12 protein-coding genes are annotated in these 12,580 nt (G+C 68.6%); 5 read left to right on the forward strand and 7 right to left on the reverse strand.

Annotated elements, in window-relative coordinates:
* Positions 1 to 17: 17 nt before the first annotated feature.
* The gene (locus L2D00_11380; GenBank protein ID WBQ12445.1) at positions 18 to 1,475 is read right to left on the reverse strand and encodes a penicillin-binding protein activator; all 1,458 of its coding nucleotides are present in this window, start codon (positions 1,473 to 1,475) and stop codon (positions 18 to 20) included.
* 111 nt (positions 1,476 to 1,586) lie between these two features.
* Here L2D00_11380 and L2D00_11385 point away from each other — a divergent pair, with 111 nt between their 5' ends.
* The 4 genes from L2D00_11385 (at position 1,587) to L2D00_11400 (ending at position 4,132) form a co-directional block, all read left to right on the forward strand.
* Positions 1,587 to 1,976: a YraN family protein gene (locus L2D00_11385; protein ID WBQ12446.1), complete on the forward strand. Its 390-nt coding sequence runs from the start codon at positions 1,587 to 1,589 to the stop codon at positions 1,974 to 1,976.
* A 102-nt stretch (positions 1,977 to 2,078) separates the two neighbouring features.
* Positions 2,079 to 2,738 carry a BON domain-containing protein gene (locus L2D00_11390; GenBank protein ID WBQ12447.1) on the forward strand — a complete coding sequence of 220 codons (660 nt, stop codon included), beginning with the start codon at positions 2,079 to 2,081 and terminating at the stop codon, positions 2,736 to 2,738.
* A 128-nt stretch (positions 2,739 to 2,866) separates the two neighbouring features.
* Positions 2,867 to 3,637 carry an ATP-binding protein gene (locus tag L2D00_11395; GenBank protein WBQ12448.1) on the forward strand — a complete coding sequence of 257 codons (771 nt, stop codon included), beginning with the start codon at positions 2,867 to 2,869 and terminating at the stop codon, positions 3,635 to 3,637.
* A 165-nt stretch (positions 3,638 to 3,802) separates the two neighbouring features.
* Positions 3,803 to 4,132: a hypothetical protein gene (locus L2D00_11400; protein ID WBQ12449.1), complete on the forward strand. Its 330-nt coding sequence runs from the start codon at positions 3,803 to 3,805 to the stop codon at positions 4,130 to 4,132.
* A gap of 153 nt (positions 4,133 to 4,285) precedes the next feature.
* Here the strand turns inward: L2D00_11400 and L2D00_11405 are convergent, their stop codons facing one another.
* The 4 genes from L2D00_11405 to L2D00_11420 all read right to left on the reverse strand — a co-directional run bounded on the left by L2D00_11405 (position 4,286) and on the right by L2D00_11420 (position 8,659).
* Positions 4,286 to 4,774, reverse strand: coding sequence for a translation initiation factor 2 (locus L2D00_11405; GenBank protein ID WBQ12450.1), 489 nt, complete (start codon positions 4,772 to 4,774; stop codon positions 4,286 to 4,288).
* Between the two features lie 165 nt (positions 4,775 to 4,939).
* Positions 4,940 to 5,602 carry a recombinase family protein gene (locus tag L2D00_11410; protein ID WBQ12451.1) on the reverse strand — a complete coding sequence of 221 codons (663 nt, stop codon included), beginning with the start codon at positions 5,600 to 5,602 and terminating at the stop codon, positions 4,940 to 4,942.
* Positions 5,603 to 6,034: 432 nt separating this feature from the next.
* On the reverse strand, positions 6,035 to 6,805 hold the full coding sequence (locus L2D00_11415; GenBank protein ID WBQ12452.1) for a hypothetical protein: 771 nt from the start codon (positions 6,803 to 6,805) through the stop codon (positions 6,035 to 6,037).
* A 165-nt stretch (positions 6,806 to 6,970) separates the two neighbouring features.
* Positions 6,971 to 8,659, reverse strand: coding sequence for a recombinase family protein (locus L2D00_11420; protein WBQ12453.1), 1,689 nt, complete (start codon positions 8,657 to 8,659; stop codon positions 6,971 to 6,973).
* A gap of 105 nt (positions 8,660 to 8,764) precedes the next feature.
* Here L2D00_11420 and L2D00_11425 point away from each other — a divergent pair, with 105 nt between their 5' ends.
* Complete coding sequence (locus L2D00_11425; GenBank protein WBQ12454.1) at positions 8,765 to 9,679, forward strand: ATP-binding protein; 915 nt, start codon at positions 8,765 to 8,767, stop codon at positions 9,677 to 9,679.
* Positions 9,680 to 9,727: 48 nt separating this feature from the next.
* Here the strand turns inward: L2D00_11425 and L2D00_11430 are convergent, their stop codons facing one another.
* The gene (locus L2D00_11430; protein WBQ12455.1) at positions 9,728 to 10,861 is read right to left on the reverse strand and encodes a beta-lactamase family protein; all 1,134 of its coding nucleotides are present in this window, start codon (positions 10,859 to 10,861) and stop codon (positions 9,728 to 9,730) included.
* Positions 10,862 to 10,938: 77 nt separating this feature from the next.
* Positions 10,939 to 12,567, reverse strand: a complete 1,629-nt coding sequence (locus tag L2D00_11435; protein ID WBQ12456.1) for a PfkB family carbohydrate kinase — start codon at positions 12,565 to 12,567, stop codon at positions 10,939 to 10,941.
* Between the last annotated feature and the right edge of the window lie 13 nt (positions 12,568 to 12,580).

A 12,580-nucleotide genomic window follows, 5' to 3' on the forward strand; every position in this document is an offset into this window, starting at 1 on the left:
ACCGCCTGATCCCTAGATCAGCTCGGGCCGGTGCGGTCCATCGCGCGCGGCGGCGGCGCATCGTCGAACCGGTCCGGCGCGGGCGAGATCACCCGGAACTGGCCGCCCTGGATAGTGTACACTGACAGCGCCCGCTCGATCGTGCCGTCTGGGCGGAAGCGGAACAGCCCGTCCACGCCATAAAACCCGCCCGGCTGCTCGATGAAGGGCCGTGCATCGCCGCGTCCCGGCTCACGCGCCAGCATCGCCGCCAGCGAGACCGCGTCATAGGCCAGGCCCGCCAGACGCGAAGGCGAATCGCTATAGACCGCTTCATAGGCCCGCTCAAAGCGCCCGCGCGCTTCAGGTTCGGCGCTGGCGAACCAGCCATGGGCGAGCGCCGGCTCGCGCGCCAGGCTGCCATCACGCCACAGGCCGGTACCAATGAATTTCACCAGAAGCGGGTCGATATCCTCGAACACCAGAACCGGTGCCAGCATGCGCAGGCGGTCGCCACCTTCGGGCAGCAGCACCACCTGGAAGGGCGAGCCTTGCGAGGGCTGCCAATTGGCACCGCTCATGGTCGCCGCCCGGCGGGGGTCGAGACGCTCCACGCCCAGACGTGCCAGCCGGCGCGCCGCCTGGGTCATGGACTCCACATCGCCGCTATAGGTTTCGCTGCCCACCAGTCCGGTCCGGAAGCTGCGCTCCACCGTGCGCGGTGCCGTCCCGTCGGGCGCGCCATCGGGCACAGGCAATTGCACAGACGACACTTCCGCCAGCGGATCAAACCCCAGCCGCGCGCCAATGGTCGCCGCGTAGGTGTCGCGCGCCAGCTGCCCATAGGCGCTGTCCGGCGTCACGGCGGCGAAGCGGGTGGCACCCTGATCGAGCGCATACTCCGTTACGCGCCGCACTTCCTCTTCCGGCGGAAAGCTCAACAGATACAGCCCGTCCCCGGCAACGCTGGCGTCGGTGGAAAATGCGATCACCGGAATGCGCGCAGCGCGGGCGATCTCTCCCACGCTGCCCGCCGCAGCGCTGAACAAAGGTCCGATGATCAGGTCCGCGCCGTCGGCGATGGCCGATTCCGCCGCCTCGCGCCCGCCTTCCGGCGTGCCGCCGGTGTCCTTGGGCAGCAGCAGCATGGCCGTACCGCCCTGTTCGAACAGGGCCAGCTCCGCCGCGCGCAAGAGGTGGGACGCCTCGGCGCGGGCGCCGGCATTCCGGGAGCCGAAGGGCAGCAGCAGCCCGACCCGCACCAGCTCACGCTCGCGGCCTGCCAGATGCGCGGGCGTATAGACGCGCTGGCTCATGTCCGCCGCAGCCGTTGCCGGTTCGGGCGGCTCGCCGACCACAGGGCGCGACGGCCCGGTCGGGACCTGACTGGAGGGTGTGGTCGCGCCGCAGGCCGACAGGGCGAGCGCAGCCGCCGTGACAAGCGCGCCGGCAAGGCTTGGCCGCAGGCGCGCGCTGATGGAAACTGGCGCTGTCATGATGCTTGATCCGTCCTGTCTGTCCGCCCGCCTGACGGCGCGCCCCTCGCGGCCCGAAGCTACCCGCGCGGGGCGGGCGGGGCAACCGTTCGCGCGCGTGGAGGGCGGGTTTTGAGCCGCGCCCGCCGCCGCGCCGCCGAGCGCCGGGGCCGCCGGGCCGAGGCGCTGGCCGCATTGTGGCTGCAGCTCTCCGGCTGGCGCATTCTGGAGCGGCGGGCGCGCACGGCGGCGGGCGAGCTCGATCTGGTGGCGCGGCGCGGCGGCGTGCTTGCTTTCATCGAGGTCAAGGAGCGCGCCAGCCTGGAAGCCGGCCTCGAAGCGGTCAGTCCGCGCCAGCGCGCCCGCCTCATCCGCGCCGGTTCGCTCTGGCAGGGACGCCGCGCCGATCTCGCTCATCTGCAGCCGCGCCATGATCTCATCGTCATCGCGCCCTGGCGCTGGCCGGTCCGGCAGACGGGGGCATTCGACGCGGACGCGCCGGGCCTGCGCAATCTTCTTTGAGTGGGCCTATGGTCAACAGGGCGTTAACGGGATTTTGGCGAAACCTGCGGCAAGGTCCCTGGCGGGGGGCGTGCGCCATGCGCCCAAAAAGGTCTGATCATCATGACGCTTCGCCAGCTCTGTGTCCTCGCCGCCTGCCTTGTGGCCCTGCCAGCCTGCGCCGCCACCCAGGATCAGCGCGCCGCCGGGCGCCAGATCGACGACACCAATGCCTCCATCTCGGTCAAGGCCGCCATGCTGCGCGCCGAAGGCTTTGATCTGTCCGGTGTGGATGTGGAGATCACCGAAGGTGTCGCCCTTCTGGGTGGAACCGCGCCGCGCGAAGTAGACCGGCTCTATGCCGAATGCCTGGCCTGGTCGGCACCGGCGGTGCGCAGCGTCGCCAATCATATCGAAGTGGGTGAGGCGCGCGGCTTCCGGCGCGGGGCCAATGATGTCTGGATCACCCAGCGCGTGCGCGCGCGGCTGGCCGGCGACCGCTCGGTGCGGTCGGTCAATTTCAATATCGAGACCCATGGCGGCGTGGTGTACCTGCTGGGCTTCGCGCGCGACGCCAATGAGCGCGAGCGCGCCTCCCGGCATGCCGCGCTGGTCAATGGCGTGGAGCGTGTGGTGGTGCTGGTGCGCACCGGCGGCGAAGCGCCCGACCTGCCCCCGCGCGGAGAGCTGCGTGCGGAGCTGTGCGACGCCGTCGCGCGCGGCGAGCCGGTCCCGGCCGGTGCGCCGGCCCGGCCGGAACTCGCGCCTCAGGATGATCGTTAGGATATTTACGCTTGGGGGTTGACGGCACACTCCACCTGTTCCAATAATGTTCCTGCTTTGATCGCTCTTCGTCGGGCGAGCTGTGGATATCTGCCCTTGAGCAGATGGTGACAGGGGGCAGGTGCGTCATGAGTTTCAAGACCTATTCGGCAGCCTTCGAAGGCGCGGTCGCCCGCCCTGTGGATGTGCAGGTACAGATCGCGGGCGGCCAGGCGAATTTCTCTGTCGTTGGGCTCGGTGACAAGGCGGTAGCCGAAAGCCGCGAGCGCATCCGCGCCGCCTTCGCCGCCATCGGCCTGGCGCTGCCGCACAAGCGCCTCATCGTCAATCTCGCCCCGGCCGACCGGCCCAAGGAGGGCGCCCATTACGATCTGCCCATCGCCATGGGGCTGATGGCCGCCGTGGGCGTCTTGCCCCGCGATGTGCTGGAGGGGCATCTGGTGATGGGGGAGCTGGGCCTCGACGGCTCCATTGCGCCCTGTCCCGGTGCCCTGCCGGCGGCCATGCTGGCCAGCGAAATGGATCTGGCCTTCATCTGCCCGGAAGCCTGCGGGCCCGAAGCGGCCTGGGCGGGGGGCGATCTGGCGATCCTGGCGCCGGCCTCGCTGATCCAGCTCGTCAATCATTTCAAGGGCGGGCAAGTGATCGCCCGTCCGGCGCCCGGCGATCTGATCGAGGGCGGCCCGGTCCCGGACCTGCGCGATGTGCGCGGCCAGGAAACCGCCAAGCGGGCTTTGGAGATCGCTGCCGCGGGCGGGCATAATCTCCTCATGATGTCTGCGTCGAGACCCCTTCGCTGCCATCGAGTTTTCCACAGCAACTCAATTGCTGGTGGATTGTGGCAACAACCTCATGGACTCTCGGGGGCGGATTATGTGGAATCTCTTGGAGCGCGGTGATTCGAGGCCGCTGGGGCCAGCTACCAACTACCCCCAGCGACCTCAGTTGGCCGCGTTGCCGCTGAATGTCTTCACAGCGGCACGTGCGCTCCGAACGACGCCATCTTTGCGATGGCAGGGCGTCACGTCAATCCGGAGGCTATTTTTTGTAGAAGGAAGGACGCGATGAGCGCTCTCTACACTATCACCTACGAAGGTCTCCCGGCTTCAGTTGGCTGGGGCTCACTCTACATCGGCCACGGAAGCATCTTGGGGGCGGATGCTGGCGGCGGGCGTTACCAAGGGACTTATCAGGAGGCGGCAGGGCGGCTCAAAGGAACCGTCCTGTTGACCGCTGCGCCCGGCACTCCGCTTGTCACCGGCCAGCCTGTTACAGGCCCTATCGAGCTGTCGATTGACTGGCCAGACACGTTCACTCAGCAGGTCCAGACAGTGATGGTTCAGGGCCATCCTGTGCGCGTCGCGCTGGAGCGGGTCGGAAACATCCCCGTCTAGTCCGGCACAGCACTTCCTCGGTCACTCGTTGGGGGGTGGCCGGGGAAGTGCGACATGCTCCCCGGCGCACCTTGTTGACAAGCCATCGCCACGGCACTGCCCAATACGGGTATGCCCTGCATAGAATCGCCGTGGCGACGGTGAGTCAGTACTCTACTCGCCCGTAAGATCGCTCTCGGCCATGCCACCATCGTCCGTGGCGGCATCGTCCAGGACTTCAGTTTCCGCAGGTGCCGGAGCAGCGGCAGTGGTGGCGCTAACTGGCACAAGAGCAACGTGCACAGGGTTTGGCACTAAGTCATTCATGGAGCCTGAGTAGGCATCCACACCTGCGCCGATGAGGCCGCCAACAAGGACGTTGCCCGCCATGGCAGTGCCGCCAGCCGTGGAGGCCTGATAGGTCACGTTGACTCGATGGGTCTGATAACCGTCAAGCGTGATCGTTGCGACGAACTCAGAGCGACGTGGCATCTTGATGGCGCAGGGCGTTGATTCGCACTGATAGCCGTTAGATGTGCTTACGCTTGCTCCCGCTGGGGTCGTCTCGACAACCCACGTATCGTTTGATCCCCGTGTGATGGTTCCGCAGCCCGCCAGCAGCGCACCGCAGCATGCCATCGCTAACATTTTAGATTTATACATAAGCCCCTCCCGTTGCTTGCGCTTCTGGCATACACGCTGAAGGATCGTCTGTCGATTGGGTAAAACCTCATCGCTTACGTGTCCGGCGGCTGTTGACCGGGCTCGGCCTGTTGGTCGTCGCGTTGGCCCTTCTTTGGCGGCCCAAAACGACAGGCGCTCACGCCCTCACACCGCCTCCAGCCTCGCCATCACCCGGCTGACGGTGTTGGGGTGCCAGCGCCCCCCGCCCCGTGTCTGCACCCCAGCGGCGTTGAGGGCCTCAGCGATCTCCCTGAGGCTGGCCCCGCGTTCCTTCAGGGGCCTCACGATCCCCTCCACGGTCTGGGCGAAAGCGTCCGCACGGCGGCGCTTGGCGGCGTTGATCTGGGCTATGTTGCCTCTGTCGCCCCCCAGCTTCACGCCACGGGCCTTGGCGGCGGCCAGCGCTTGCTTGGTCCTGAGGGAGATGAACTCTCGCTCTTGCTCCGCCAGCGCCGCGTAGATGTGGAGCTGGAACTTGTCCGCATGGGGCATGGACGCCACCCGGAGGTTCACCCGCTTGTCATCCATCACCGACGCGATGAACGAGACCTTGCGGGATAACCGGTCCAGCTTCGCGACCAGAAGGGTGGCTCCCCGGCTACGCACGAGGTCCAGCGCCGCCTGGAGCTGAGGCCGGTCATCACCCTTCCCGGAGAGTACGTCGGTGAACTCCCCGATGATCTCAAAGGGCGTCTCGGCGTAGGTCTCCAAGAACAGGGCTATGTCCCTGTCCTGCGCCTCCAGCCCCAGACCGGAGCGGCCTTGCTCCTCTGTGGACACACGGCGGTAGATGACGAACTGGAGCATGGCCCGGCCTCCCTCACGGCTGACTGTGAGAGGGTCTCTAGCATCGCCTGTTACGGAATGCAACGTCGGTTGCGGGCGTAACATCTCCGCCCCTCGCGCCCTCGGCTGGCCTGACGGTTGGAGCCTGTGGAGGCCGCAATGCTGGCGCTGGAGGCCGTCGCCTAGCCCCCCCTGCGCCCTGTCCCCCATCAGGCGCTTCCCGCGCGTTTCTGGGGGGCCTACGGGGGGTATCGCGCCCGGCGATCTGTCCGGAGGGGCGCTCAGATTTTTGGCCCGAAATCGGCCCCCTCGCCGCGCGGTGCGGTGTTGGGGTCCGATCCCGGTTTCTCCTGTCAGCACGGGCGCGCCCGGCCATACTGTTGCCTAGCGGTGTACGAACCGTACACTTCGGCTCCTCCGGGCCTGTCTCAAAAGGCCCCCTCGTGAACGCGCCTAGAAGCAATACCCGTCATCTGGGGGGGTTGCACGGGGCTCCGCCCCAGCCAGCTTCCAGTACGCCTTCGCGGCAGCTGCCTTGGCCACCTCCAGGGTCGCCTCAGAGCTGCCGAGCGCGATCAATCGGTCCCGGAGCTGGGCCGCCTGCCGCTCCGCTTTGACCTCCCGCCAGTCTCGGAGGCCGCCTGTGGTGTTGGTGCTCTCTGGGTCCTTTGACATGGTCGCGGCGACGGCGGGGAAGTCAGCTATCATCCAGTCACGGAGGGTGGTGTGCTTGGTTCCCGGCAATTCTGCGGCCATCTCCCGGTAGCTCTTAGGGTTGCCCCGGCGCCTCTCGCCCTTGCGATGCGCGCCAGCTTGCACGTACCGCCGGAACGCGTCTCGCCGCTCTCGCCGGGTCAAGGGCTTGTGAACCGTCCAGTTCGCCCGGCTGGCCCACCAGCGCGCCTGCTGCGCACTCTCCGCCTTTCCTATGGAGACTACGGGGAACCTGTGTCTCTCACTGCCGTCCGTCTCTGCGGCCTGCGCGAAGGCCTCATACCGGTGCAGGCCGTCGATCAGGGTCCACCGCCCGTTCAGCATGGCCACCTTGGCGGGCTCCACGTCCGCCCCGACTCTGAAGGCCTGCGCGATCAGCTTCACCAGCCCCGGCTCTGTCTTCCCGCGCCAGCGGCAGGTGATCTCCGGGTCAACGTGAAGCCACTCCAAGGGCAAGAGGGCGGAGACGCCGGTCTCCAGCGACGGCGGGGTCGTGTTCGTGTCAGTCATGGTGGTTGATCCTTTCGCGGGGTTGCTGTCGCCCCCCGCGGTGCCCCCGGAACGACAAAGCCCCCACCGGTCAAACCGATGAGGGCCTTGAGGCTCTGGCGCGCCCCGTCAGGCGCATGTCCCCCGCGAGGGGTCTGGTTGAGGGGCTATGCCCCTTCAATGACGCTACCTCTTGGCGGGCGCGGCGGGTGTCTCTCGCGGTGCGCCGGGAGCGGGGGAACCGCTAGTCGCTGCCGCTCCGCTGCTCGCCCCCTCTACAGCCGCCGCGAACGTGTACAGGATCGAAGAACTCTCCCCGTGCTGCCACTCTATCAGGAGCGTCCCGGCGTCGTAGTTGACCGTCACCTCCCGCACCGCCGTCTTGAGTAGGGCGTTCAGCTTGCCCCTGTCCAGATCGCTGGGGGCCTTGATGAACGTCTCTTGGGCGGCGTCGAACCCCTGCGCAACCCGGTCTAGCCGGTGCGTCACGAGTGCACTGGCAGTGCGCCGCACGTCCTCCTCCGCTGCAGCAATCTCCTGTTGGAGCTGCGCGAGTTCCGCTTGGCGCTGCGTAAGGCGGTCCCGGAGGGCAGGGCTCGCGTCGCCGCGCTCCACAGCATCTACCAGCCGCTCGATCCCTGAGGTTAGAGCGTCGGCAGCTCCCTCCAGTCCGGCAAGAGCCGCCTCAGCCGCCGCTGCGGAGCCCCCTATCGGGACGGTATGGGAGAGGGCGGGCAACGCCCGGACAAGCGCGGCTTCTACCGCGTGCTGATCGACGCTGCGGTACACGCATCCGGCCCCCGCCTTCGCTCGGGAACAGACCAGCTTGGGCGCACTGCGTCGCCCCTTGGAAACCCGGCCCATCGGTCCACCGCACTTGGGGCAGCGAGACAGGCCTGCTAGGAGGCTCTGAACCGTCGCGCCGGGCGCTGCATGGCGGCCCCGTGGGCTCTTAGCGGACCTTATGCTCTGGACCGCCGCCCATTCCCCCTCCGTAATGATCCGGGGGTAGTAGTCGGGGATGGGCTTCCCCGGTGTCCTGACCCGCTTCCCGCTCCCGTCAATCTCCAAGGTGTGAGGGGTGAACTCTCCGATCACGGCAGCGTTGCCCAGCAACTTGGAGACATACGAGGGATGCCACTGGGCGGCCCTGCCGAACCTCGGCACACGGCGAGCGTTCAGAGCGTGGGCGATCTGGTGCTTGCCCTGTCCGTCTATGGCCATCTGAAAGACCTCCCTGACGACCGCTGCACGGTCCTCAATGATCTCCCAGCCCCCGTCTTTTGCGGCCTTAAGCCACCCTGGCCCTCGCGCCGTCATCCTCTCGCCGGACTGGTGCGCCCTGAGACGCTTGTTCGCCCATGCCGATCCTACACGCTCACTCTTGACCCGGCTCTCCTCGTGGGCGCGGGCGTACTGCAGGATGGTAGCTAGGAACTCAATGGTCCCGTCCTGACCGGAGTACGTCTCCCGGCTATGGACGCGCTCGTCTGAGAGGGTCACTACCGTGATGCCTTCATCTAGGAGCGTCTGTAGCTGAGCAGCGGCCTTCGCCACGTACTCGCGAGACAGCCGGTCTAGGTTCTCGACCAGTAGGAACGAGCCCTCAGGAACCAAGCCGTCCTCTACAGCCCGCCTGAACATGGCCAGAGCACCCCTCTGGGAGTTCCCGCCCCTAAAGGCAGAGACCCCCAGATCAGCTAGGTTCAACTCGTCATCGAGAATGAGCCCATGCTTCGCGGCGTACCGCTCGGCTGCTGCCGTCTGGCGTCTCAGGCTGTCGCCCCTCGCCTGCTCTGGGGAGCTGAACCGGACGTAAGAGTACGCTCGGGGCCTCTCAGGGGCCGGAGGTCTGGGGTCACTTTCGCGGGGCATGGCCGTCCTAATCGCAGTGTCTTGGCAGGGTTTAGGCGGGGTCCGCCGAGCTTGTCGAGAGCCGGTTTCACCCTTCGTGGCGACCTAGGTCTCCACGATCTAAACATGCTCATGATCGGCCCGCCGGGCGCAGGCAAATCCATGCTGGCGGCGCGCGCCCCGGGCCTGTTGCCGCCGCTGGATGCGCGCGAGCTCTTGGAAGTGTCCATGATCCAGTCCGTGGCCGGTCTGGTGGAGCGCGGCCGCCTGTCGCGCACGCGCCCCTTCCGCGCCCCGCATCACTCGGCCTCCATGGCCGCCATGGTGGGCGGCGGATCGCGCATCAAGCCGGGCGAGGCGTCGCTGGCCCATCACGGTGTGCTCTTCCTGGATGAGCTTCCGGAGTTCCACCCCCAGGTGCTCGACAGTCTGCGCCAGCCGCTGGAGACAGGGGAGATCGCCGTGGCCCGCGCCAATCAGCGCGTCACCTTCCCGGCCCGCTTCCAGCTTATCGCCGCGATGAATCCCTGCCGCTGCGGCTGGGCCGGGCAGAATGGCCAGGCTTGCGGGCGCGGTCCGCGCTGTGTGGACAGCTATCAGGCGCGGGTGTCGGGACCGATGATGGACCGGATCGACCTCCAGATCGACGTGCCGCCGGTCACGCCGGCCGATCTCGCCTTGCCCCCGGCACCCGAGGGTACGGCGGAAGCCGCCGCTCGGGTCGCCCGGGCGCGCGCCGCCCAGACCGAACGCGGCGGGCTCAATGCCCGCCTGTCCGGCGACCGGCTCGACAGCGCCACCGCGCCCGATGCGGCCGGGCGTGATCTGCTGGCGCGGGCGTCTGAGGCCATGGGCCTCACCGCGCGGGCCTATCACCGCATCTTGCGCGTGGCGCGCACCATCGCCGATCTCGACGGCGCTGACGCCGTGCGCCGCATCCATGTCGCCGAAGCGCTCAGCGCCCGCCGGGTGCGCGCGGCCACCGAAGCGGTGTCACGCCCCGGCGCGCGCAGCGCCTCGTCCGCGCTCGGGCTGCGCTAGCGCCGGGCACCGGCATGCGGCGCGGTACAGCCAGGGTCACAGGCAGCGTCAGAGGCAGCGATACGATGCGTCAATCAGCGCCTGGGCGCGGGCATCGCCGACCAGCACGTCCATCTGCCGGTTCATCACATAGGCGCCCGACAGGCCGCGCACCGGATCGGCGAACACGCAGCTGCCGCCAAACCCGTAATGACCTACCGTGCGCGGCTCGGGCCCGAACGCGCCGCTGGCGCGATTGATCATCACGCCGGCGGCAAAACTCAGATCAAAGGGCAAAACCCGGTCAGGTCCCGCCGCGCGGGGTTTGAGCGCGGCGGCGAGCGTGTCGTGCCCCAGGAACGCCTCGCCATCCAGCCGTCCCTCACAGGCGAAGGGTGCCATCAGCCGGGCCAGCGACAGGGCCGTGGCGTGGGCGTTGGCCGCAGGCAGCTCGGCGCTGCGCCAGGCCGCAGCGCCCTTGCGTCCCGGCGAGGAGCCGGGATTGAGGAAGGCGGCCTGTTTTTCCGGCGTGATGGTCCCCAGATTTGGCGCGCGCGCCGGCAAGACATGCTCGGCGGCGCGGGCGTGCTCGGCCTCGGGCAGGCCGATATGGCAGTCAATCCCGCGCGGGCCGGCGACCATCTCACGCAAAATTCCGCCTACCGAACGACCGTTCGTATCTGCCCGGCGCGCAATAGCGTCGGCCAGCACGCCGAAGCTCAGCGGGTGGTAGCCGGACCCGTCGCCCGGCGTCCACAGGGGGACCATGGCAGCGAAATGGGCTTCCATCCTGCCGCGGTCAAACCAGTCGGCGGGCTCGATGCCCGCTACCGGGCCGGGCAATCCCGCCTGATGGGACAGGGCCTGGGCGATGGTCACATCCCCCTTGCCCTCAGCGGCGAAGTCGGGCCACAGCGCGCTGACCGGCGCGTCATAGTCAAGTCGCCCCTGATCAACCAGCCAGGCCATGACCAGCGCCGTCACCGCCTTGCCGCTGGAGAAGACCGGGACAAGCGTGTCCGGTGCCCAGGGCCGGGTGCGCGCCCGGTCTGCCCAGCCGGCGCGGAGATCGCAGAGAACCTCACCGTTCCGGATCAGCGCAAACGCCGCGCCCAGCTCGCCGCGGGTGGCGAAATTCTCTTCAAAGACTGCGCGCACCGGCTCAAAGCCGGGCGCCAGCGCGCCATGGATCTCGATGCTCATGGGAGCGGGCTAGCGCGCCGCGCGCCCCAGTGCAAGCGGGCGTGCAAGCCAGTGTGCAAGCGGGTGTGCGAGCGCGCTTACGCCCAGATCGCCATGCGCAGGCCGCGCGCGTCGCGCGGCGGGTCCTCAGGCACGTACAATGCCGCTCCCGCCGCGATGCGCTGTGCCGTCAAAAGGCACAGGCCGGCATCAATGAGATCATCGGGCGCGGCCTGGGCCTTCCTGAACGGATGCGGCTCGAACAGGTTCGCCGCCAGACCATGGGCGGCCAGCAGGGCCAGCCGCTCAGCCCGGCCTTCGGGCGTTTTCTTGCTATGGATTGCCGGCGCGCCGGTGAGGGCGGCGATGGTTGTCTCAGGGTGGGTCTCAAATACGCAGCCTTCGAGCAAGGGCGTCATCGCCGCGTCGATTTCCAGAATCTTTTTGAACAGGGCAAAGGACTGGGCGGCCACGCCCTTGCCTCCGGCGGCCCGGTTCAGCGCATCGGCCTCGGCGCGGGTGCGCCCCTCAAACGCTGCGCGCAGGGGCGTGGGAAAGATGGAGCTGCGCCGCGCGCCCAGCATGGCCTTCGCCGCCCGCTCGCAGGCACGCCCGCCCAATCCGTCGGGCTCCGGGCGCTCGGGCAGGCCAATGGGCATGTCCACGGCGATGATCTGGGCGCCGGTGTCCAGCGCCTCGGCAAAGCTCGCAAAAAACCCCACGCGCAGCGCTTCGATCCCGTTCATGTCCGCCATCACCCCGATCCAGCCGCCGGGACAGCCGTCCAGCCCCATGGCGAAGGCGGGCCGCCGTGCGCCCGCGCGCCCGGTCTGCCCGGCGGGCGCGGGTGTGAAGGGGGCCGGGTCCGTCAGGCTGTCCTGCGAGATTGCCAGCGCCGGGGCACCCGCCGGGGTCCGGCTCAGCACATGGCTGACCCGTCCGGCTGCGGTCCGGGCGGCGCCGGCCCAGCTTGCGCCGGACAGCCGCGCCGCCAGAGCGCTGGCGGCGAACAGATCGCCCGTGCCATTGGGTGTGCGCGATCCGGCACCGAGGCGGGCGGTCTCGAAACCCACCGCTGGCTGGCTGCCCTCCAGCACCAGCACGCCCAGCCTGTCCGGCCCGGCAGGCGACGAGGTGATCAGGGCCGCCGGTGCCAGCCCGCGCGCCGCCGTCCCGGCCTCTTGCGTCGTCGTGATGGGCCGGCCCGCGAGCCAGGCCAGTTCGAACACATTGGGCGTGATCAAGTCGGCCAGCGGGATCAGGCGCGTGGCGATGCCCATGGCCGTGGCCCGCGGCACATACAGCCCGTCATCGCGCCCGTCCGGGGTGCCGTCGCCCATAATCGGGTCGACCATGACCAGAAGGCCCGGGTTCTGCGCCCGCGCGCCCGCTATGAAGCGCGCCGCAGCCTCGGCCTGACCGGGGCTTGCCATATAGCCGGTCAGGATGGCGCGGGCTATGCCCGGCACCCCCGTAGCGGCCAGCGCATCCAGCAGGCTTGCGAAATCGGCGTCCGGCAGCGCCGCCCCGCCTGTGGGGCCCAGCCCCGGATGACGGCCGAAATTGACGGTGGGTGCCAGGCAGGTCTCGATCCCCGCGCCATGCAGGACACGCACGCTGAGGCTCCCGCCCACCGGGCTGCCAGCCAGCTGGGAGCTGATCACGATCACCGTGCCAATGTCGCGCTTGGCGGGGGCGGGCTGAAGCGGGCGGCTGGCGCGGGTCATGCTGGTCTTGTAA

The organism is Hyphomonadaceae bacterium BL14 (assembly GCA_027627705.1).
Taxonomy (GTDB): Bacteria; Pseudomonadota; Alphaproteobacteria; order Caulobacterales; family Maricaulaceae; genus Oceanicaulis.

What these genes read in the sequence shown, in the direction of transcription:
- L2D00_11380 (WBQ12445.1), bottom strand. Translation starts at nt 1,475, where the DNA reads ATGACAGCGCCAGTTTCCATCAGCGCGCGCCTGCGGCCAAGCCTTGCC.
- L2D00_11390 (WBQ12447.1), top strand. Translation starts at nt 2,079, where the DNA reads ATGACGCTTCGCCAGCTCTGTGTCCTCGCCGCCTGCCTTGTGGCCCTG.
- L2D00_11395 (WBQ12448.1), top strand. Translation starts at nt 2,867, where the DNA reads ATGAGTTTCAAGACCTATTCGGCAGCCTTCGAAGGCGCGGTCGCCCGC.
- L2D00_11400 (WBQ12449.1), top strand. Translation starts at nt 3,803, where the DNA reads ATGAGCGCTCTCTACACTATCACCTACGAAGGTCTCCCGGCTTCAGTT.
- L2D00_11405 (WBQ12450.1), bottom strand. Translation starts at nt 4,774, where the DNA reads ATGTATAAATCTAAAATGTTAGCGATGGCATGCTGCGGTGCGCTGCTG.
- L2D00_11410 (WBQ12451.1), bottom strand. Translation starts at nt 5,602, where the DNA reads ATGCTCCAGTTCGTCATCTACCGCCGTGTGTCCACAGAGGAGCAAGGC.
- L2D00_11415 (WBQ12452.1), bottom strand. Translation starts at nt 6,805, where the DNA reads ATGACTGACACGAACACGACCCCGCCGTCGCTGGAGACCGGCGTCTCC.
- L2D00_11420 (WBQ12453.1), bottom strand. Translation starts at nt 8,659, where the DNA reads ATGCCCCGCGAAAGTGACCCCAGACCTCCGGCCCCTGAGAGGCCCCGA.
- L2D00_11425 (WBQ12454.1), top strand. Translation starts at nt 8,765, where the DNA reads ATGCTCATGATCGGCCCGCCGGGCGCAGGCAAATCCATGCTGGCGGCG.
- L2D00_11430 (WBQ12455.1), bottom strand. Translation starts at nt 10,861, where the DNA reads ATGAGCATCGAGATCCATGGCGCGCTGGCGCCCGGCTTTGAGCCGGTG.
- L2D00_11435 (WBQ12456.1), bottom strand. Translation starts at nt 12,567, where the DNA reads ATGACCCGCGCCAGCCGCCCGCTTCAGCCCGCCCCCGCCAAGCGCGAC.